The 20,295-nt window shown below is 61.5% G+C and carries 16 protein-coding genes; 8 read left to right on the top strand and 8 right to left on the bottom strand.

The window, feature by feature from the left end:
- Positions 1-6 precede the first annotated feature (6 nt).
- Positions 7-831: a helix-turn-helix transcriptional regulator gene (locus PFLQ2_RS16945; RefSeq protein ID WP_003180616.1), complete on the top strand. Its 825-nt coding sequence runs from the start codon at positions 7-9 to the stop codon at positions 829-831.
- Positions 832-989: 158 nt separating this feature from the next.
- Here the strand turns inward: PFLQ2_RS16945 and PFLQ2_RS16950 are convergent, their stop codons facing one another.
- Positions 990-1,577, bottom strand: coding sequence for a LysE family translocator (locus tag PFLQ2_RS16950; protein ID WP_003180614.1), 588 nt, complete (start codon positions 1,575-1,577; stop codon positions 990-992).
- A gap of 199 nt (positions 1,578-1,776) precedes the next feature.
- On the opposite strand from PFLQ2_RS16950, the gene PFLQ2_RS16955 reads away from it, so the two are divergent.
- Positions 1,777-3,231, top strand: coding sequence for a TrkH family potassium uptake protein (locus tag PFLQ2_RS16955; RefSeq protein ID WP_003180612.1), 1,455 nt, complete (start codon positions 1,777-1,779; stop codon positions 3,229-3,231).
- 77 nt (positions 3,232-3,308) lie between these two features.
- Here PFLQ2_RS16955 and PFLQ2_RS30385 read toward each other — a convergent pair whose 3' ends face one another.
- Positions 3,309-3,803, bottom strand: a complete 495-nt coding sequence (locus PFLQ2_RS30385; RefSeq protein WP_003180609.1) for a hypothetical protein — start codon at positions 3,801-3,803, stop codon at positions 3,309-3,311.
- Between the two features lie 144 nt (positions 3,804-3,947).
- Here PFLQ2_RS30385 and PFLQ2_RS16965 point away from each other — a divergent pair, with 144 nt between their 5' ends.
- The 3 genes from PFLQ2_RS16965 to PFLQ2_RS16975 all read left to right on the top strand — a co-directional run bounded on the left by PFLQ2_RS16965 (position 3,948) and on the right by PFLQ2_RS16975 (position 6,356).
- Complete coding sequence (locus PFLQ2_RS16965; RefSeq protein ID WP_003180608.1) at positions 3,948-5,030, top strand: bifunctional transcriptional activator/DNA repair enzyme AdaA; 1,083 nt, start codon at positions 3,948-3,950, stop codon at positions 5,028-5,030.
- A 23-nt stretch (positions 5,031-5,053) separates the two neighbouring features.
- On the top strand, positions 5,054-5,668 hold the full coding sequence (locus PFLQ2_RS16970; RefSeq protein WP_003180606.1) for a DNA-3-methyladenine glycosylase family protein: 615 nt from the start codon (positions 5,054-5,056) through the stop codon (positions 5,666-5,668).
- 199 nt (positions 5,669-5,867) lie between these two features.
- The gene (locus PFLQ2_RS16975; RefSeq protein ID WP_003180604.1) at positions 5,868-6,356 is read left to right on the top strand and encodes a GFA family protein; all 489 of its coding nucleotides are present in this window, start codon (positions 5,868-5,870) and stop codon (positions 6,354-6,356) included.
- Between the two features lie 123 nt (positions 6,357-6,479).
- Here the strand turns inward: PFLQ2_RS16975 and PFLQ2_RS16980 are convergent, their stop codons facing one another.
- Positions 6,480-7,085, bottom strand: coding sequence for a tRNA-(ms[2]io[6]A)-hydroxylase (locus tag PFLQ2_RS16980; RefSeq protein ID WP_003180602.1), 606 nt, complete (start codon positions 7,083-7,085; stop codon positions 6,480-6,482).
- A 160-nt stretch (positions 7,086-7,245) separates the two neighbouring features.
- Here PFLQ2_RS16980 and PFLQ2_RS16985 point away from each other — a divergent pair, with 160 nt between their 5' ends.
- Entirely contained in the window at positions 7,246-8,109 is an 864-nt protein-coding gene (locus PFLQ2_RS16985; protein WP_003180600.1) for a universal stress protein, read from the top strand.
- Positions 8,110-8,277: 168 nt separating this feature from the next.
- Here the strand turns inward: PFLQ2_RS16985 and PFLQ2_RS16990 are convergent, their stop codons facing one another.
- Positions 8,278-8,748: a DUF1289 domain-containing protein gene (locus PFLQ2_RS16990; RefSeq protein ID WP_003180597.1), complete on the bottom strand. Its 471-nt coding sequence runs from the start codon at positions 8,746-8,748 to the stop codon at positions 8,278-8,280.
- Positions 8,749-9,154: 406 nt separating this feature from the next.
- Between PFLQ2_RS16990 and acnB the strand changes: the two genes are divergently transcribed.
- The gene (acnB, locus tag PFLQ2_RS16995; protein WP_003180595.1) at positions 9,155-11,764 is read left to right on the top strand and encodes a bifunctional aconitate hydratase 2/2-methylisocitrate dehydratase; all 2,610 of its coding nucleotides are present in this window, start codon (positions 9,155-9,157) and stop codon (positions 11,762-11,764) included.
- A gap of 256 nt (positions 11,765-12,020) precedes the next feature.
- Here the strand turns inward: acnB and PFLQ2_RS17000 are convergent, their stop codons facing one another.
- Complete coding sequence (locus PFLQ2_RS17000) at positions 12,021-13,301, bottom strand: serine/threonine transporter (RefSeq protein ID WP_003180593.1); 1,281 nt, start codon at positions 13,299-13,301, stop codon at positions 12,021-12,023.
- 378 nt (positions 13,302-13,679) lie between these two features.
- Between PFLQ2_RS17000 and PFLQ2_RS17005 the strand changes: the two genes are divergently transcribed.
- Complete coding sequence (locus PFLQ2_RS17005; protein WP_003180591.1) at positions 13,680-14,633, top strand: 2-hydroxyacid dehydrogenase; 954 nt, start codon at positions 13,680-13,682, stop codon at positions 14,631-14,633.
- Here PFLQ2_RS17005 and tssA read toward each other — a convergent pair.
- From tssA to PFLQ2_RS17020, 3 genes are read right to left on the bottom strand one after another with little or no spacing between them, the layout of a single operon-like run.
- The gene (gene tssA, locus PFLQ2_RS17010; RefSeq protein ID WP_003180589.1) at positions 14,630-15,712 is read right to left on the bottom strand and encodes a type VI secretion system protein TssA; all 1,083 of its coding nucleotides are present in this window, start codon (positions 15,710-15,712) and stop codon (positions 14,630-14,632) included. The two genes, PFLQ2_RS17005 and tssA, sit on opposite strands and share 4 nt — an antisense overlap.
- Complete coding sequence (locus PFLQ2_RS17015; RefSeq protein WP_003180587.1) at positions 15,709-19,533, bottom strand: type VI secretion system protein; 3,825 nt, start codon at positions 19,531-19,533, stop codon at positions 15,709-15,711. Before PFLQ2_RS17015 ends, tssA begins: the two co-directional genes overlap by 4 nt.
- The gene (locus tag PFLQ2_RS17020; RefSeq protein ID WP_003180584.1) at positions 19,530-20,291 is read right to left on the bottom strand and encodes a DotU family type IV/VI secretion system protein; all 762 of its coding nucleotides are present in this window, start codon (positions 20,289-20,291) and stop codon (positions 19,530-19,532) included. Before PFLQ2_RS17020 ends, PFLQ2_RS17015 begins: the two co-directional genes overlap by 4 nt.
- Positions 20,292-20,295 lie beyond the last annotated feature (4 nt).

Raw genomic sequence — 20,295 nt, 5'->3', positions numbered from 1 at the left:
GGACTGATGAAGCCTGCCAACCACAACGACGCCCCACGCTTCTGGCGCGACGCGGCCCTGCCCTTCATCGAGGCCCGGGCCATCGCCGATGGCCGCAAGGTCTGTTATTCGCGACACTCCCACGACCATTTTTCCATTGGGGCGATCACCGCTGGACGCAGCACCTATCTTCACGAGCAATCGAACTTTCAGGTAGAGAGCGGTACGGTGGTGCTGATGAACCCTGGCGATGTCCACGCGTGCAATCCGATCGACGATCAGCCGTGGTCGTACGTGATGCTGTACGTGGATACCGTCTGGCTGAGGGACTTGCAGCGTCGTACAGGTTTTGATGAGAGCTTGGATTTCCAGGGCTTTGCCACTACCCACAGCCGCGACGCCGACCTGTTTGCCGCCTTGCAGGGGCTGTATGCGCAACTGCTGGATGAGCGGATAGGCAGCGCTGGCAAGCATGCCGCTGCCGAGGCGTTCTTCATTGACCTGCAACAACGCCTCAACCCCGCCGGCCGGCCGGATCGCGGCAGCCATCCGGGCCTGATGCGGGCAGCGCAGTTCATTCATGACCATTGCACTGAGGCATTGAAGCTCGAAGACATTTGCAGCGCCGCCCAACTCTCGCCGTCTTACCTGAGCCGCGCCTTCAAGCGCCATTACGGCATGACGCCCCATGCGTTCCTGGTCAACCACCGGATCCAGTTCGCCCGCCGTCAATTGCGCGAAGGCAAGCTGATCGCCGATGTGGCGCTGGACAGCGGGTTTGCCGACCAGGCGCATTTCCAACGGGCCTTCAAGCAGCACCTGGCGGCTACGCCGGGCCAGTATCGTGGTTGATACCGCCCCACTGCACACCCCTGTGGCGAGGGAGCTTGCGCCCGCTCGACTGCGTAGCAGTCGTCAGAATCTGGGGCTACTTCGTCGCCCAGCGGGAGCAAGCTCCCTCGCCACAACAGCATTCTTTCCCCAAAGCCCGGGTTACAATCACTTCTGGCTCAAGGCAACAACAGATAAACCGCGCTGGTCACCAACAGCACCGCCATCGCCCGGTTGAACAGGCGCATGGTCGCCGGATTGCCCAGCCAGGTGCGCAAAAAGCTGCCAGCGTAGGCCCAGCAACCCACCGAAACGTAGCAGATCACCAGGTAAACCGCCGCAAATTGCCACACCAGCCGCGCCTCGCCATCGGCCACGAATGCACCCATCCCCGCCACGCAAGCCAGCCAGGCCTTGGGGTTCAGCCATTGCATCAGCGCGCCGTAGAACATCGAGGGCGCTCGATCCTCGTCCTTGGTGCCGAGATGCCCGTTGTCCATTGCCAGTTTCCAGGCCATGAACAACAGGAACCCCACGCCCCCCAACTGCACCACCCGCGTGAGGCCCGGCCAGCGCTGCAACACTTCATGCAACCCAAGCCCCATGAGTACCAGCAGCAGGACAAACCCCAGGGTCGCGCCGGCCACGTGGTGCAACGTGGCACGAAACCCATACCGAGCCCCGGAGCTGAGGGCCACGATGTTGACCGGCCCCGGCGTGATGGAAGCGACCAGGGCAAACGCCGCCATGGAAAGAATCAGACTCATCGCAATACCTTTTTAATGTCCGTTGAGGTAGCGATCAGGATGAATGGCTCACCATCGCGGGTATTGAACAAAACTGCCCAATGAGCGGCGCCACCCTCCACCGCTTGAAACAGAACTGTCCCAGCGTCTTTTAGGTAAACTTTCCACGGCACTCGCCCGACGAATTCTATCCGGGGGCTCATTCAATCAGGCGCGCACTATGTCTTTTGCGGTATTACGGCTCATCGGTTTCATTCTGGGCATTTTTCTCATTACCCTGGCCGCCAGCATGGCGATCCCGATCCTGACGCTGTTCTTGTATGAGCGAAACGATGACCTGTCGGCATTTTTATGGTCGAGCCTGATTACCTTTGTTTGCGGCGTCGCGCTGATCGCCCGTGGTCGTCCGGAACATGCGCAACTACGCCCGAGGGACATGTATGTACTGACCACTGGCAGCTGGCTCGTAGTCTGCACCTTCGCCGCCCTGCCGATGGTGCTTATCCAGCACATCAGCTACACCGACGCCTTTTTCGAGACGATGTCGGGTATTACCACCACCGGTTCGACTGTCCTGACCGGCCTCGACACAGCCTCCCCCGGCCTGTTGGTGTGGCGCTCGATGTTGCATTGGCTCGGCGGTATCGGCTTCATCGGCATGGCCGTGGCGATCTTGCCACTGCTGCGGGTCGGCGGCATGCGGCTGTTCCAGACCGAATCGTCGGACTGGTCGGAAAAGGTCACCCCACGTTCCCATGTCGCGGCTAACTACATTCTTTGGATCTACACCGGGCTGACGGCCCTCGCGACCCTCGCTTTGTGGCTGGCCGGCATGACGCCCTTCGAAGCGATCAATCATGCAATGTCGCTGATTTCCACCGGAGGCTTTTCCACCTCGGACGCCTCCCTGGGACACTGGCCCCAGCCAGCGATTCATTGGGTTTCGGTCGTTGTCATGATGGCCGGTTCGCTGCCATTCACCTTGTATGTCGCCACCTTGCGCGGCAACCGGCGCGCGCTGTTCAAAGACCAACAAGTCAGGGGTTTTATCGGCTTCCTGGTCATTACCTGGCTACTGGTCGGGACCTGGCTGAGCCTGAACAGCGATTACACATGGTGGGATGCGTTCCGTATCGTGGCTGTCAACGTGACTTCAGTGGTCACGACCACCGGCGTTGCGCTGGGTGACTACACCCTGTGGGGCAGCTTCGCCTTGCTGCTGTTTTTTTACCTGACGTTTGTCGGCGGGTGTTCGGGATCGACGGCAGGCGGGCTGAAAATCTTTCGCTTCCAGGTGGCCGGCGCGCTGCTGATGGGCAGTTTGAAACAACTGATCCATCCCCGGGCGGTGATCCGGAAAAAGTACAACAATCATCCCATCGATGAAGAAATCGTCCGCTCCCTACTGACGTTTTCGTTCTTCTTCACCATCACCATCGGCGGTATCGCCCTGGGGCTGGCTTTGATCGGCCTGGACTGGACAACCGCCTTGACCGGCGCGGCCACCGCCGTGTGCAACGTTGGGCCAGGATTGGGAACAATCATCGGGCCGGCCGGCAATTTCTCGACATTGCCGGATGCGGCGAAATGGCTACTGACCATTGGCATGCTCCTGGGCCGCTTGGAGATCCTGACCGTGCTGGTATTGTTCACGCCGGTGTTCTGGAAGTACTGAACGCTCAGGTAATGGGTGACAGGAAGACGAAAAAAAACCGCGACGCCTGTCCATGGCGCCGCGGTTTTTTATGATGATCAGCGGTCGTTCTTGATCGAGGAGCTGGTCGCGTTGGTCAGGCCCTTGGTGTTGTGGGTACCTGGCGTGGCGGTGGAAATGGCCGAAGCCTTGGTCAAGCCGCGGGTGTCCCGGTCCTTGGCGATGCTCGAAGTCAGCGAGGCCTTGCTGGTCCGGTCGGTGCGGGTGGTGCCGGTGTGCTTGCCGCTCAGGCCATGATCGCGGGTACGGGTGCCGGCGTGGTCGCTGGCCAAGCCCTTGCCCAGGCCGCTGGAATCGGCGGATTTGCCATTGCCCTGGCCGCCGCCCACACCGCCACCGTGGCCGCCACTATTGCCGCCTCCGTTTCCGCCACCATTGCCTCCGCCGTTACCGCCACCGCCACCACCACCATTTCCGCCGCCTGCGGCATAGCTCGCACCGATGGGGGACAGATCGGCAGGCAGCAAGGCCGAGGCGCCGAGCATCAGGGTGCAAACGGCAACGGCAATCAGGGATTTCTTGGATTTGGACATGATGTCTCCGAAAGACAAAAACAGCGATTGAACCTTTAAGACTCGAAGGTTCAATTTTTGTTCGGAATCGTCCGACAAAATGCCTGTAATTCGCTGTCGATTTTCCGGTGGAGTCATTGCGGGCACGGTTCTATGCTCAACGCCATGAACCTACAAGACTCGCTGCTCCCACCCCATGCCGAGATGGTCCGCGCCATGCTCGAACGAGACACCGCCTACGAGGGGGTGTTCTTCACTGCGGTCAAGACCACAGGCATCTTCTGTCGCCCCAGTTGCACGGCGCGCAAGCCGAAACCGGAGAACGTGGAATTCTTCGCCCATGCCGATGACGCGTTGTCCGCCGGCTACCGGGCCTGCTTGCGCTGCAAGCCGCTGGATGCCGCCGCCATCGCCCCGGACTGGATCCAGGCACTGCTCAGGGCCGTGGACGCCGAACCCGACCTGCGTTGGACCGACGCCCTGCTGCTGGAGCAAGGCATCGAACCGCTGAAACTGCGCCGATGGTTCAAGCAGCACTTCGGCATGACATTCCATGCGTACCTGCGCACCCGCCGCCTGGGAATTGCCCTCGGCGGTATCAAGGACGGCAGCACCATCGACGACGCGGCGTTCGATTCGGGTTATGAGTCGTTGAGCGGCTTTCGGGATGCCTTCGTGAAGTCTTTCCACATCACGCCAGGGCGCGCCGCCCTCAGCGAACCCTTGCTGTTCACGCGCCTGACCACGCCTTTGGGACCGATGCTGGCGATGGCCGAACGACGCGGCCTGGTGTTGCTGGAGTTTCTCGACCGCCCGGCATTAACGAAAGAACTGGAGGAACTGCAGCAGCGCTACGGCTACATGGTCGCGCCGGGGCATAACGCCCATCTACAGCGGATCGAAAGCGAACTGGCCGACTATTTCGCCGGCAAACTCACAGCCTTCAGCGTTCCGCTGCACATGCCCGGCAGCGCCTTCGCCGTCCGGGTCTGGGCTGAACTGCAAAAGATCCCCTACGGCGAAACCCGCAGCTACGGCAGCATCGCCACCGCGCTTGGCAGCCCTGGCGCCAGCCGCGCCGTGGGCCTGGCCAACGGACAGAACCGCCTGGCCATCATCATTCCTTGCCATCGAGTGATTGGTGCGGATGGCTCATTGACGGGTTATGGTGGCGGGCAGCCGCGCAAGGCTTTCCTGTTGCGGCTGGAAAAAGCCGCGGTGCAGGTTTCCCTGCCGCTGGCATTTTGATCGGCCCGCGAAGTGACCACCCGATGCCTGCGCCCTACCACGAAGCGAGCACGTTCCTGGCAAGCCTGGATGACGATTGGCAACGCCATGTCGAGACGATCGGTCCTTGCCTGTTGCAACCCAAGCCGTCCCGGGAACCTTATGAGGCGTTGGTGCGGGCCATCGCTTATCAGCAACTACATGCCAGGGCCGGCGATGCGATTCTTGGCCGGCTGCTGGCCCTGTACCCGGCACTGACGTTTCCCCGGCCCGAACAGCTGCTGGCGACAGACATTGCGCAGATGCGCGGTTGCGGTTTTTCCGCCAGCAAGATCACGACCCTTCACGGCATTGCCCAGGCAGCCCTGGACGGCTTGGTGCCCGATTACGCCACAGCGCTGGTCATGGACGATGAAGCCTTGATCGAGCGCCTGACGATGTTGCGCGGCGTGGGGCGCTGGACCGTGGAAATGCTGCTGATCTATAGCCTGGAGCGGCCGGACATCCTGCCGGCGGATGACTTTGGCGTGCGCGAAGGCTATCGGCGGCTCAAGGGGTTGGAGCAGCAGCCCAGCCGCAAGCAGATGATCGAGATCGGCCTGGCCTGGAGTCCTTATCGGACGGTGGCGGCGTGGTATTTGTGGCGTGTGCCCAAGTGATGCTGCCTGTACTGACGCCTTCGCGGGCAAGCCCGCTCCCACACTGACCGCAAGCGGGCAGAAAATTGGCGAACGACATAAATCCCCTGTGGGAGCGGGCTTGCTCGCGAAAGCGATCGCAGGGACACCCTCAACTCAACGGAACAACATTGACCGTCTAGGCTGTCCAGAGTCATTCCAACCTTGATTGGAGGTTCTCATGCAGCTCGAAGGATCCTGCCACTGCGGCGCGGTGTCATTCAGCCTGGCTTGCGCCCATCCCTACCCTTACCAGCGTTGCTACTGCTCGATCTGCCGCAAGACCCAGGGCGCAGGCGGCTTTGCGATCAACCTGGGAGGCGAGGCCCAAAGCCTGAAGGTGCGCGGGCGCAAGCACATCTCGATCTACCACGCGCGGCTCAAGGATGAAGGTGAAAAACGTGCCCACCGCAGCAGCGCCGAACGGCACTTCTGTTCCCTTTGCGGCTCCGGATTGTGGTTGTTCAGCCCTGAGTGGCCGGAACTGATCCACCCGTTTGCCTCGGCCATCGACACGCCGCTGCCGGTACCGCCGGAGCACACTCACCTGATGCTCGGCTCCAAGGCACCCTGGGTGGAAGTCGAGGCGCATCCGCGCGACCAGCAGTTCGAGGTCTACCCCGAGGAGTCGATAGCCCAGTGGCACGAGCGCCTGGGGCTGGTCACTTAGAGATGCAATGCTGCATAAGGCCCCTTCGCGAGCAAGCTCGCTCCCACATCGGACTTGGGAAGTTCACAAATCCCCTGTGGGAGCGAGCCTGCTCGCGATGGCGTCAGTGCAGCCAACGCAGATTTAGAGCGCTGGCACACCACTATGGAACCGAAACTCCACGTCCGGCGATTCGATCAACTCCCGCTCCGCCTCGCGCACCCTGTCGATTACCTGGGCGATGTCCTTCGCGTCGCCGTACTGGTAGGCCAGCTTCAAGTACCCCTGGAAATGCCGGGCCTCGCTTTTCAGCAGGCCGAAATAGAACTTGCCCAACTCTTCGTCCAGATGCGGCACCAATGCCTCGAAACGCTCGCAGCTGCGGGCTTCGATGAAAGCGCCGACTACCAGCGTGTCTACCAGCTTGACCGGCTCATGACTACGCACCACCTTGCGCAGCCCCGAGGCATAACGCCCCGCGGAGAGCTGGCGCAAGCCGATCTTGCGTTTTTTCATCAGGCGCATGACTTGTTCGTGATGCACCAGCTCTTCCCGGGCCAGGCGCGACATCAAATTGATCAAGTCGACGTGGGAATGGTATTTGGCGATCAGGCTCAGGGCCGTACTGGCGGCCTTGAACTCGCAGTTCTTGTGATCGATCAGCAGTGTTTCCTGATCGGCCAGCGCGGCTTGGACCCAGCCATCGGGCGTACGGCAGCCAAGGAATTCATGAATTTCGGGAAGGATCATGGGGCTCACGGAAAAAAGGTAGTCGAGCGAAGGCCGCCGATTATACCGGCCTGCCCCCGGACCACCAGCCACGGTCGTTGATATGCATCAAGTCGACGACTCACCCACAGCAACTATAGTTGAGCAACGCTACGCCTTTTCTTTGCTGGAGACGCCGATCATGCAATCCATCCGCAGCATACTGGTGGTCATCAACCCCGAACATTCGGAAAGCCTGGCGCTCAAGCGCGCCAAACTGATCGCCGGAGTGACCCAGGCCCACCTGCACCTGCTGGTGTGCGACAAAAAGCATGACCATGCGGGTCTGCTCAGTGTATTGAAGGCCGCGCTGCTGGCGGACGGCTACAGCGTAACCACCGAGCAGGCCTGGAACGAAAGCCTCTACGAAACCATCATCGACGTACAGCAGGCCGAAGGCTGCGGCCTGGTGATCAAGCAGCACTTCCCCGACAGCCCGCTGAAAAAAGCCCTGTTGACCCCGGCGGACTGGAAACTGCTACGCCATTGCCCGACGCCGGTACTGCTGGTGAAAACCACCGGTTCTTGGAAGGACCGGGTGATTCTGGCCGCTGTCGATGTCGGCAATGCCGACGGCGAGCATCGCCACCTGCACACTACGATCATCGATCATGGCTACGACATCGCCCTCCTCGCCAAGGCGCACCTGCACGTGATCAGCGCCCATCCCTCGCCGATGCTTTCGTCCGCCGACCCGACGTTCCAGCTCAAGGAAACCATCGAGGCCCGCTATCGTGAACAATGCCGGGCGTTCCAGGCGGAATTCGACATTGACGACGAGCACCTGCACATCGAGGAAGGCCCGGCGGACGTCCTGATTCCATACATGGCGCGCAAGCTCCAGGCGGCGGTCACCGTGATCGGCACTGTGGCGCGCTCGGGATTGTCGGGGGTGCTGATCGGCAATACCGCTGAAGCGGTGCTCGATACGCTGGAAAGCGACGTGCTGGTACTCAAGCCGCAGGAAGTCGAGGACCATCTGGTGGAGTTGGCGGTCAAGGAATAAACAGTATTCGCTTCTTGTGGCGAGGGAGCTTGCTCCCGCTCGACTGCGCAGCAGGCGCCTGGCAATTCACCAATTGAAGGCGGGGTCGCTTCGCAACCCAGCGGGAGCAAGCTCCCTCGCCACAAAAGCTCCCCAGCACAAAAGCTCCTTTGCACACATGGCCGGCCATCAGCCGCCGATCGCATCCTTCAGGAACCCCGGCGCGATGTAGCGCTGGTAATGGGCTTCGGACAGAAGGAAAAACTCTCGATCAATGGCATCGCGCAGGTCCGGCAGTTCCCAGTCGCGAAACTCCGGCAACAGCACCATCCCGTAGGCTTCCAGGTTGTTGATCACCCGCGCGCCCCGGGCGATCAACTGGTAGGCCCAGCAGTATTCCGACTGGTGCGGTACAAAGCGGATCTTGCGCGCTTCCAGTTGCTGACGTAGCACAACGGGGTCGAAAACCTCCAACTTGGCCACCATCACCTGCACCAGCAATTGTTCCAGCCGCATCCACACCGCGCGCTTTTCCTCTTCGTTGTAGCCGTTCCAGTGAATCACTTCATGGTGGAACCGCTTGCAGCCACGGCACACCAAGTCACCGTAGACAGTGGAGCAAAGGCCGACGCAAGGGGTCTTGATGAGCTGGTTGGGCATAAGGAAAAACACACGCAAAAACAGGACAGGCCGGCATGTTAGCCCTTTGTCTAAGATTGATCACCCCTCAAACTTCGGAGCCGAACTTACCTTTAATTTTTTTTTGCCGTAGAATCAGCCAGCCTTTTAAGGCGCCAATGTCCGTTAGAAGCTGTTTTCAAAGCGTCACGAGCACAGTCGTTCCTTCAGAGCGGTGTTGGCGGAGGGTCTTTCCAGCGGGGAAAGCCCAACGCCAACCCTCATCAGCTCCCGTTCTGCAGGCGTAAAACTTTGAAAGCAGCTTCTGTGAGGAACTCCGGAAACCCTGGCATGGTGGCTCAAAAAGCCCCCGACGCGCATGGGTACCGTGAGTTTCTGGATGAGCGTCCCGGACACCCATTTGGGACCACTGATGAGGGTAATAACTGTGCTTGAAGCCTACCGCAAACATATCGAAGAGCGCGCAGCACTGGGTATCGTTCCCCAGCCGCTTAACGCCGAACAAACCGCAGGCCTGATCGAGCTGCTGAAGAATCCTCCGGCTGGCGAAGAAGCTTTCCTCGTTGACCTGATCACCAACCGCGTTCCGCCAGGAGTCGACGAAGCCGCCTATGTAAAGGCCGGTTTCCTGTCCGCCGTCGCCAAAGGCGAAGCCAAATCCCCTCTGATCGACAAGAAACGCGCTGTTGAACTGCTCGGCACCATGCAGGGCGGCTACAACATCGTGACCCTGGTGAACCTGCTGGACGACGCCGAGCTGGCGCCAGTGGCTGCCGAAGAACTCAAGCACACCCTGCTGATGTTCGATGCTTTCCACGACGTGGCTGAAAAAGCCAAGAACGGCAACGTTCACGCCAAGGCCGTGCTGCAATCCTGGGCTGATGGCGAGTGGTTCAAGAAGCGCCCTACCCTGGCCGACAAGATCAGCCTGCGCGTGTTCAAGGTCACCGGCGAAACCAACACCGACGACCTGTCCCCTGCTCCCGATGCCTGGTCCCGCCCGGACATCCCGCTGCACGCCCTGGCCATGCTGAAAATGGCCCGTGACGGCATCGTGCCTGATGAACAAGGCAAGACCGGCCCGATGAAGCAGATCGAAGAAATGCGCGGCCAAGGCTTCCCGATCGCTTACGTCGGTGACGTGGTCGGTACCGGTTCTTCGCGTAAATCCGCGACCAACTCGGTCCTGTGGTTCTTCGGCGACGACATTCCATACGTGCCGAACAAGCGCGCTGGCGGCTTCTGCTTCGGCAGCAAGATCGCACCGATCTTCTACAACACCATGGAAGACGCCGGCGCCCTGCCGATCGAATTCGACGTGTCGAACATGAACATGGGCGACGTGATCGACCTGTACCCGCACGCTGGCAAAGTCTGCAAGCACGGTACCGACGAAGTCCTGACCACCTTCGAAATGAAGACCCCGGTCCTGTTGGACGAAGTTCGTGCTGGCGGTCGTATCCCGCTGATCATCGGCCGTGGCCTGACCGAGAAGGCGCGTGCCGAATTGGGTCTGCCAGCGTTCGACCTGTTCAAGAAGCCTGAAGCACCCGCCGAAAGCACCAAGGGTTTCACCTTGGCGCAGAAAATGGTCGGCAAGGCTTGCGGTCTGGCAGAAGGCCAAGGCGTACGCCCTGGCACCTACTGCGAACCGAAGATGACCACCGTGGGTTCCCAGGACACCACCGGTCCAATGACCCGTGACGAACTGAAAGACCTGGCGTGCCTGGGCTTCTCGGCCGACCTGGTAATGCAGTCGTTCTGCCACACCGCGGCTTATCCAAAGCCGATCGACGTGACCACCCACCACACCCTGCCTGACTTCATCATGACCCGCGGCGGTGTTTCCCTGCGTCCGGGCGACGGCATCATCCACTCGTGGCTGAACCGCATGCTGCTGCCAGACACCGTCGGCACCGGTGGTGACTCGCACACCCGTTTCCCGATGGGCATCTCGTTCCCGGCCGGTTCCGGCCTGGTCGCGTTCGCCGCTGCCACCGGCGTCATGCCGCTGGACATGCCGGAATCGATCCTGGTGCGCTTCAAAGGCAAGATGAAACCTGGCATCACCCTGCGTGACCTGGTTCATGCCATTCCCTACTTCGCCATCCAGAATGGTCTTCTGACCGTCGAGAAGAAAGGCAAGAAAAACGCCTTCTCCGGCCGCATCCTGGAAATCGAAGGCCTGGAAGGCTTGACCCTGGAACAGGCTTTCGAATTGTCCGACGCCTCGGCCGAACGTTCGGCTGCCGGTTGCACCATCAAGCTGTCGAAAGAGTCGATCACCGAGTACCTGCAATCCAACATCACCCTGCTGCGCTGGATGATCGGCGAAGGCTACGGTGACGCACGTACCCTGGAACGTCGCGCCCAAGCGATGGAAGCCTGGATCGCCAACCCTGAGCTGATGGAAGCCGATGCCGACGCCGAATACGCCGAAGTCATCGAAATCGATCTGGCCGACATCAGCGAGCCTGTGCTCTGCGCGCCGAACGATCCGGACGACGCCCGTCTGCTGTCCAGCGTTGCTGGCGAGAAGATCGACGAAGTGTTCATCGGTTCGTGCATGACCAACATCGGTCACTTCCGCGCTGCCGGTAAACTGCTGGAGCAGGTCAAGGGTCAGCTGCCAACCCGTCTGTGGCTGTCGCCGCCGACCAAGATGGACGCTCACCAGCTCACCGAAGAAGGCTACTACGGCATCTACGGCAAGGCCGGTGCACGGATGGAAATGCCAGGCTGCTCGCTGTGCATGGGTAACCAGGCACGCGTCGAGCCGAATTCCACCGTGGTGTCGACATCGACCCGTAACTTCCCGAACCGTCTGGGCGACGGCGCGAACGTCTACCTGGCTTCGGCCGAGCTGGCGTCCGTGGCTTCGATCCTGGGTCGCCTGCCGACCGTCGAGGAGTACATGGAATACGCTGGCAAGATCGACAGCATGGCAGCGGACGTGTATCGCTACCTGAGCTTCGACCAGATCGCCGAGTTCCGTGAAGCCGCTGCAAACGCCAACATCCCGGTCGTTCAAGCCTAACGCTTCAACGCCCGACTAAAAACGCCGCCCTTCTTGCGAGGGGCGGCGTTTTTTTATGCCTGTCATTTCGATCCCAACTGAATCACCGCTATCGTGAGCAGGCTCGCTCCCACAGGAGATTGGTGGTACATGCAAACTCTTCAACCACCCAAAACCAATGTGGGAGCGAGCTTGCTCGCGAAGGGGCCGGCACATCCAACATCAACATTTGGCTGACCCACCATTTCGCGAGCAAGCCCGCTCCCACAGGGGGCGATCAGGCCAGGAGGGAATAGACCAGTGCCGTGATCGCCACCAGCCCCACCAGCGCCACGAAAACATTGGAGGCCTGGCCGCGATAGCGGGCCATGGCCGGGACTTTGCGGATGGCGTACATCGGCATCAGGAACAGGATCGCTGCGATGACCGGGCCGCCCAGGGTTTCGATCATGCCCAGGATGCTCGGGTTGAGCGTGGCGACGATCCAGCACACCATCAACATGAACGCAGCCGTCAGGCGATCCAGGGTCTTGGGCGCTGGACGACGTCCGCTCTTGGCGATCAAGCCCTTGAGACCTTCGCTGGCGCCAATGTAATGGCCGAGGAAGGATTTGGAGATCGCCACGAACGCGATCAGCGGCGCTGCAAAGGCAATGGTCGGGTTGCTGAAGTGGTTGGCCAGGTACGACAGGATTGACAGGTTCTGCGCCTTGGCCTCGGCCAGTTGCGCCGCAGACAAGGTCAGCACGCAGCTGAACACGAAGAACAGCACCATCACCACCATCAACACATGGGCACGGGACAGAATCTGCGAACTGCGCTCCTCGGCGTTGACGCCGTAGCGACGCTTCTGGTCCACCGCAAACGCCGAAATGATTGGCGAATGGTTGAACGAGAACACCATTACCGGAATCGCCAGCCACAAGGTATGCAGCAACGCCGAAGCTTCAGGCGGCGTCGATGCCGTGGCCAGGATGCCGCCGTTCCAGTGCGGGATCAGGAACACCGCCAGGAACAGCAGTGCAACGATAAACGGATAGACCATCAGGCTCATGGCCTTGACGATCGCCTGCTCGCCACAACGCACCACTGCCAGCAGTCCCAGTATCAGCACCAGGGACAGTACGGCGCGCGGTGGCGGCTGCAAATGCAGCTGGTGCTCCAGGAAGCTGCCGACCGTGTTGGTCAACGCCACGCTGTAGATCAGCAGGATCGGGAAAATCGCAAAGAAATAGAGCAAGGTGATCAGCGCGCCGGCCTTGAGGCCGAAATGCTCTTCCACCACCTCGGTGATGTCCGCGCCGTCTCGACCGGACAACACGAAGCGGGTCAGGCCTCGATGAGCGTAGAACGTCATGGGAAATGCCAGCACCGCCAGGATCAGCAGCGGCCAAAATCCGCCCAGGCCCGCATTGATCGGTAAAAACAACGTACCTGCACCGATGGCGGTGCCAAACAGACCCAACATCCAAGTGGTATCCTGGCGGCTCCATTGGCTGAGGGTGGCTGGGGCTATCGTTTCAAAGCGCTCTTCAACGCTATTGGCCTGATCATTCATCCGGTCGGATCTCCGCGTTCCGGTCACATGCACCCGGCCGGGACGAGTCGGAAAAACCCGACAGGCAGCGCCCTGGCCGAAACAGGGGCGCGATTGTCCGGGATTCATGAGCAGAAGCAAAGACTTAGCTGAGGAGCGGTTGTGCGGATCAGATTATTTTATAGTGAATCACCACCGTCCTGTGGGAGCGGGCTTGCTCGCGAAAACGGTAGGTCAGCCACCATTGATGTCGCCTGACGCAGCGCATTCGCGAGCAAGCCCGCTCCCATAGAGGTGATGTCGGGGCCGAAATGAAGATAAAAGCCAACCCCCCCTGCCCTCGACTCCTACAATCAGGTTGAATAGCCGAAACCGATCCAGCGCCCACAGGAGCACAGCATGACCGCAACCGTTCTGGTACTGGTTGAAACCGTCAATGAATACCTGCCGATTCTGGAGCGCCAGGGCTATCACCTGGAATTGGCGCCAACGCCTGCCGAGCGCAAGACAGCGATTTTCGAGCATGGTGAGCGGTTCAGCGCGGTGTTGACCCGTGGTCCCCTGGGTTTGACTGCCGAGGAAATCGCCGCTCTTCCAAACCTGAAAATCATCTGTGTGATCGGTGCCGGTTATGAGCAAGTGGACCTGCAAGCCGCGCGCGACCGGGGGATCGTGGTGACCAACGGTGCCGGGGTCAACGCTTCTTCGGTGGCCGACCATGCCATGGCGCTGTTGCTGGCGTTGGTGCGCGATATCCCGCGGGCCGACGCCTGTGTACGCCGCGGCGAATGGGCGAAGGTCATGCGCCCTTCCCTGGCCGGCAAGCGGTTGGGGGTGCTGGGCCTCGGTGCGGTGGGGATGGCGATTGCCAAGCGGGCCGCCCTCGGTTTCGACATGAGCGTCAGCTACCATAATCGCCGGGTGCGCAACGACGTGCCCTATACCTTCTGCGCCACGCCTACGGAACTGGCCCGGGTCTCGGATTTCCTGATCATCGCCACGCCCGGTGGCCTGGATACGCGCCAGCTGATCAACAAACAGGCCCTCGATGCCTTGGGGCCCAACGGCTTTTTGGTAAACATCGCCCGGGCCAGCGTGGTGGCTACCGCCGACCTGGTCAGTGCTCTGGAACAACGGCGAATCGCCGGCGCGGCCCTGGATGTGTTCGACCACGAGCCCGAGGTGCCAGACGCGCTCAAACAGTTGCCCAATGTCGTGCTGACGCCCCACGTGGCCGGCCTGTCGCCGGAAGCGACGCGCGGTACCGTGGAGTTGGTGGGGCAGAACCTGAACGCGTTTTTTTCCGGCAAGCCGGTGCTGACACCGGTACCGCTACCCGACGCGCAGCCTTAGAGAACGCCCAGCAAGGTCCACAACCGCCGGGATTCGGCATCGGCGCTGATCAGCTCGCCCAGCAGTTCGTTCAATGGCTTGTTGCCCCAGTCCACGCCTCGCCGGATCAGGTAGGGCACCGGGCTGTGGGGCTCGGTACGGGCCAGGTAGCCGGCGATCACCAACAATTGACGATAGGCCTCTTCACGGCTGGCCGGCTCCTGGAAAGCCTGGGGCGGTGCCGCTTGCGGCTGCGGAGTCGACGTCGCAACGGCCGGTGGCGTCTGCACTGGGGTGACAGTGGGTTGCTGTGGGTGCATCGCAATGAACTCCTCTACCAGCGCCAGCAGGGCCTGTATCACATCCTGCAAGGATTTGTAGCCCGGGGCCAGATTGCCCAGGTAAGCGTCGCTCCAGGCTTCGAGCCGTTGCAAATGTTGCAGGCCCAACATCAGGCTGCCTTGACGATGCAACCAGAACGACAGCGGTGTGGTACGAATCAGTTCGCTGATTTTCTTTTGGTCGTTGCGCGCGGCTTCCGCCGAAGCCTTGGCATTCTTGCTGTCATTGCCCAGTACCTGCTGGCGTTGCAGGCGTTGCCAGTCGTCCAGGCAAAAGACCGCGAACGCCTGCTCCCGACCGTCGAACAGCGGCACCCGCGTCAGCAGTACTTCGCTGTAGCGACGGGCCAGCCATTCCAGCGGTATGACCCGCCAGGACTGGTCGCCCTCTTCGGCCAGGGGGTGCAACTGGTCGGGATAACGCTCACACAGGCCCGCCACCAAGGCCAAGCTGCTCGGCAGCCCGTCCAGCCCTGTCAGATGCAACCAGGCCTCCCCCAGCCAGGCGCTGATCATCAGGTCCTTGCTGCGCTCCAGCAACAACGTGGTGGCCAGCCTTTCCAGCTCCGGCCATTGGGCGCGCTTGACTGCCGACTGCCAGACGCCGGTGGGCAAGCTGGTGTCGTCCTCGCGGCGCAACTCGCGCAGTTGGTCGAATTCCGGTTCGTAGCGCAGGTCCGGGCCGCAGGGCAATTCGGTACTCAGCGGTTCGAGCAACTGGCTGACCCGATCAGGCAACGGGGTTATCGGCAAGCTCACAGACCCTCCTCGCGTGTGGCAATGGCCGGGCTCGATGGGCCTGCCATGAACGGTGAACGGGGTGCCCGGGTCGGCAGCGGCGGGATCGACAGCGGCAGCTTCGAGCCCTGGCTCATCAACGACAGGCGTACGAACATCAATGTTTGCTGCGCCGTGCGGGCCTGGGTCTGGGCCGTCACCGGCAGTTGCAAGGTCAGCGGAAAATCGGTGTAGTCGATATTCGGCTGGCGCTGGACCGACACCTGCGAGCGCATCAGGCGCAGCAACGACCATGGGCCCTGGTACTCCCAGCCCGCCTCCAGGTCGCGCACCACCAGGTTCGGTTGCAAGGGGTCGTTGGCCGGGCGCTGATAACCGTTGCGGGCCCAGCGCAAGGTCAGGCGCACCGGCTGCCCGACCATCCAGCGCAGGTTCTGCTGGGCATCACCGGGGTAGTTGATCTGTTGGTTGCCGGCGGTCAGCCCCCAGGCGATCACCTGGTCGGCGCCGCGCTCTTCGTCGCGGTCGGTGCGCCAGCGCACGTCCATTTCCACGCCAAGAATGCCGCTCTTGTCCCGCACGAACAGCGGCCCGAGCCAAGTCCCGGCCTGTTTCAAGCGGTTGAGAAAATCTTCGGCCGCCAACCGATCCGGCGTCTGGCTCAGAGCCAACCCGGCCTGGGCCAGAGGCAGACGCGTGTCGATCAATTCCAGCAGGCGCTGCACGCGGGCCGGATCGGCATCGCTGGCCCGCACATCCTGCGAAAACGGAAAGCGCCCAGCCAGGTACTGGTTGAAATAATTGGCCAGGTCATTCCAGGCGGTCGCGGCCTGGTTCTGTTGCAGGTACAGGCACCGTTGCAAGGCGCCCTGCTGCAACGCGACAGCGCGCCGCGCCAGGTCACCCCGTCCGCCCGAGAGGCTGGAGGTCTGCAGGATCTGCGCGCAGGACGTGGTGTCCATGGCGATGAAATCCCGGCTCACCAGTTGCTCCAGCTGGGCCGCCGAACTGGCCGGGTTCTGATTTTTGTATTTGAGCAGTTCATCGTTGAGGGCCATGAATCGCGCCACCTGGTCATGCTCCAGGGCGGACAGATTGTCCTGCTGGACGATCAGCCATTCCAGGGCCGGCATCCGCTGCTCGGCAATCTGCAGCATGGCGCCGAACTGCTGATCCAAGCTCAACTTCAGATCCTGTGGATCCGTCGCGCCATAGAGTTGCAAGCCAAAGTTTTTCGAACCGTCCCACCGCTGGACGTCAGCCCGCTGGCTGAACAGCGGCTGGGCATCGATCTCGTTCAGGCCGCTCTTGATCTGTGCCAGCGCACGGCGGTTGAGCAGGCGTTGGAAACGAATAGCCAAGTCGCTACGGTGCACGTCCATGAAGGCTTTTTGCAGCGCAACGGCCTGGCTGGTCTGTACGTTGAAACCCATGCCGGGCAATTGCTCGTCGCCTTCAGCCAGGCTCAACCACATGGCTTGCGCCGCAGCGACTTCAGCGGCCTGCATCAGCGCAGCACGGTAGTCCGGAGGGATACGCGGCAGTTCTTCATTGGCATAGCTCTTGAAGCTGGCGAAGTAGTTCAAGGCGACGCTGAAATCATCGCTGCCATCGCCCTGGCCCATCGAATCCGAGTTGCCGCTCGACGGATCCTTCTGCAATGCCAGCGCCACGAAGTCTCGCTTGAACAAGGCTTGCACCGCGCCGTTCAGCGCGGTGACATGCTCTTGCAGCACCAGCAGGCCGCTGCCCTGCTGCACCAGCAGGTTGTCCCGAGAACCGGTCTGGACGATCCATTGGTCCCGAAAGCTCTGCTGCAGCTTGGCCGCCTGGCTTTCCAGGTCCTGCTCGACATCCGGCCCCAGGAGTGCGCTGTGGCTGACCTTTTCCATCATCTGCGCGTAACCGGGCACCAGGTCCTGTCCCTTGCCTCGTCCCCAGGCCGAGTTGGTCAGGCTGACCAGCGTCTGCAGATCGTCGATCAACGCCATCAGGTCTTCAAGCTCGCTCAAGGAGTTGCCGCTGCCCGCTTCCAGGCGTTGCAGATGCAGCTTGAGGTAGCCAGCCTGGCGCACGAAGTTATCCGCCAGGAAATAATGATCGAGCCAACGCTGCATCAGGCCGGTGAAGTTATCCGAGACCACCGAACGCGCAGCGTTCAAGTCCAGCGCTTTCAAATCAGAGTTTTGTGAATCGAACAACACACGATTATAGAACCGCGCCCGGCTCAACGTGCCCGTGTTGAGGCTCAGCGACAAGGCGTTGTCACTCAACAGCACCAGCTCGTCCAACGGTGCCTTGGGATTGTTCACTGCCTGGCTGAACATCTGGTTGTGCTGCTCCAGGCGCACGGCGCGCTCCACCAGTTCCCTGGCCTTCAAATAGCTTGGCCATTGCGCCGGGTCTTCACTTTGCACGTTGCCACGCCGCTCGGTATTGCGGATGGCCTTGAGCTGTTCCAGGTCTGATTCGAGCAAGTCACGCAGGGGCAGGACCCAGTGTTGCCGGGCGGTCAGGCGCAGGCCCTCTTGCAGTTGAGTGTCCACTGAGGAGAACCACGACGTGGGGAACACCACCGAGACGAAGCGCCAGCTTGGGGCCTTTTCCAGCATGTCCCAGTAATTCTGCACGTTGTGCCGGGTCGGCTCCAATTTCGGCTCATCCGCATCAATCACGAGGTGGTTCTTGTGGGTCGCAAGGATGAGTCGCGACAGGCCTTCGGCTTGTTCCACCGAGTCTTGCCAGACCCACACCATGCTTGCCAGCCAGACCAGGCCCACCACCAGCGCCACCATTGCGGCCAGCCGATGCCAGCGCTGGCGCAGTCGCAGCAGGCGTGACACCGGCTGCGCCAGGCCACGTTCGGCTATCAGCCGCCGGGACCACAGTTGCCGGGCGAAAACCGTTTGCCGCAGCATGTTGTCGTTGGCAGTCAAGCCATCCCCGCTGGCGGCCGGGGCCTGGCTGGCGGTGAAATAAATGCCTCGAAAACGCGGCGCTTCGCCTTGGGCGTTGCCTTGGAACACCGGCTCCAGCAAGAGCTGAACGGCCCGCCGCAAGCCTTCGAAACGTTCCGGCAGGCCATAGAGATCAGTGCCCAACTGCCCCGATAACGCACCGATTTCGATGATCGATTGCGACAGTGCGGCGTTGACCTGGTCCAGCGCCTGATCGCTCCAGTGCGACTGCCAGGCCGCATCCGGCGCGTAGGGCGACGACCAGCCAAGCATCGATTCGCGGCCCTCGGCGGGCAACGCGCTGACCAGTTCCTGAAAGCCGGGCAACGCCTCCATCCCGGTAACCACCACGTACACCGGCAGGCTGAGGCCGAACCGTTGCAGCAAGTCGATAAAGCAGCGCCGGACCTTGAGGCTCAAATCGGTGGTGTGCTCGATGTCTTCGAGCAGGGCGAATGGAACGGTCCAGACCACCGCGTCCAATGGCCGCTTGCTGCGCAGCCGCAAGATCAGGCCCAACAGGCGCCACCAGTTGCCACGCTGGCGGTTCATGCCCTCATCGGGCAAGAACAACGCCTGGGGCACTACCAGCACCGCGCCTTCGGCATCCGACCACCAACGCCCGAACCACGCCGCCTTGTCCGTCGGTTGCAAGCGCCACTGGGCGCACAACTGGGCATTGTCGGAATCTTGCCCGAGCATCAGCAACCACGGCGCCTGGTAACGGTCCCGGGTGCCCTGCTCCTGCTCCATGTGGTGCACCGCGCCATAGAAACTGCGAATCGCCGCTCCGCCCTGGGTCCTGAGCCACCAGATCAAGGCCGCGAGTAACAGCACCACGATGATGGCGACTACCACCCAGGCAACGATGCTGACGAGGTTCATGAATCCTGCTCCTGGGCCGCCGACTCGTTCAGTTGCAACACCGGCTCCAGTTCCGAGCGGATGTCACGCCAGAACACCTGCCCCAAACCGGTCAGCAGCACCACCATGGCCAGGATCGCCAGCCCCAGGCGAAACCCGTCCGGCAGCGATTGCTGCACTGGCCTGCGTACCGGCGGGGCCGACGCTGACATGGCCAGGCGCTCGCTGACGTCTTGGTAATCGGGATCGTGCTGCCAGGCGAACGTGAACAGTGCAACGCGCCACTGCTCGTGCTGCACCTGCCCTGGCTCGCCGCGCAGTCGGCCCTGGAACCCGAGGATCAGGCATTGCAGGTAGACATTCGCCAGGTCCCGGGTACCGGGCATCTGTTCATCCAGCAGTTTCTTGATGGCGGCGGGCACTCGCTCGCCGGCCTGGCGACTGGAATACATGCGCGATTCGAGGGGGTGTTGCTGCCAGGCGAGTTGGCCGGGCCAAGAGGCGAACAGCAAGGTTTCATCCACCAATGCCACAAACGCATAAACCAGCGCCTTGACCTGCTCGGTGGCGGCGTCGCCAACCGTGGCAAAGGCGGTCCGCCACAGGCGCTGGGCGCTACGCCCGGAAAACTCCACCACCCGGTTGACCAGTACCGCAGCGTCGCTGTCCTTGGGCAAGTCCTGCCATTCCTGGGACCACTTCAGCCAGGCCTGCCGAAAAGCGCTGCTCAGCGGCGCCTCATGCAGACCCCGAACCGCCCCGCCACTTCCGTCAGGCATACGA

This window comes from Pseudomonas fluorescens Q2-87, from assembly GCF_000281895.1.
GTDB lineage: Bacteria > Pseudomonadota > Gammaproteobacteria > Pseudomonadales > Pseudomonadaceae > Aquipseudomonas > Aquipseudomonas fluorescens_S.
The sequence above is the reverse complement of the archived record's forward strand: the minus strand, read 5'-3'. Positions and strand labels throughout refer to the sequence as shown.

Coding starts and splice junctions, on each gene's coding strand:
- PFLQ2_RS16950 (WP_003180614.1), bottom strand. CDS start 1,577: ATGAGTCTGATTCTTTCCATGGCGGCGTTTGCCCTGGTCGCTTCCATC.
- PFLQ2_RS17015 (WP_003180587.1), bottom strand. CDS start 19,533: ATGAACCTCGTCAGCATCGTTGCCTGGGTGGTAGTCGCCATCATCGTG.
- PFLQ2_RS16955 (WP_003180612.1), top strand. CDS start 1,777: ATGTCTTTTGCGGTATTACGGCTCATCGGTTTCATTCTGGGCATTTTT.
- PFLQ2_RS17020 (WP_003180584.1), bottom strand. CDS start 20,291: ATGCCTGACGGAAGTGGCGGGGCGGTTCGGGGTCTGCATGAGGCGCCG.
- PFLQ2_RS16980 (WP_003180602.1), bottom strand. CDS start 7,085: ATGATCCTTCCCGAAATTCATGAATTCCTTGGCTGCCGTACGCCCGAT.
- PFLQ2_RS17005 (WP_003180591.1), top strand. CDS start 13,680: ATGACCGCAACCGTTCTGGTACTGGTTGAAACCGTCAATGAATACCTG.
- PFLQ2_RS16945 (WP_003180616.1), top strand. CDS start 7: ATGAAGCCTGCCAACCACAACGACGCCCCACGCTTCTGGCGCGACGCG.
- PFLQ2_RS16970 (WP_003180606.1), top strand. CDS start 5,054: ATGCCTGCGCCCTACCACGAAGCGAGCACGTTCCTGGCAAGCCTGGAT.
- PFLQ2_RS16975 (WP_003180604.1), top strand. CDS start 5,868: ATGCAGCTCGAAGGATCCTGCCACTGCGGCGCGGTGTCATTCAGCCTG.
- PFLQ2_RS17000 (WP_003180593.1), bottom strand. CDS start 13,301: ATGAATGATCAGGCCAATAGCGTTGAAGAGCGCTTTGAAACGATAGCC.
- PFLQ2_RS30385 (WP_003180609.1), bottom strand. CDS start 3,803: ATGTCCAAATCCAAGAAATCCCTGATTGCCGTTGCCGTTTGCACCCTG.
- PFLQ2_RS16990 (WP_003180597.1), bottom strand. CDS start 8,748: ATGCCCAACCAGCTCATCAAGACCCCTTGCGTCGGCCTTTGCTCCACT.
- PFLQ2_RS16985 (WP_003180600.1), top strand. CDS start 7,246: ATGCAATCCATCCGCAGCATACTGGTGGTCATCAACCCCGAACATTCG.
- PFLQ2_RS16965 (WP_003180608.1), top strand. CDS start 3,948: ATGAACCTACAAGACTCGCTGCTCCCACCCCATGCCGAGATGGTCCGC.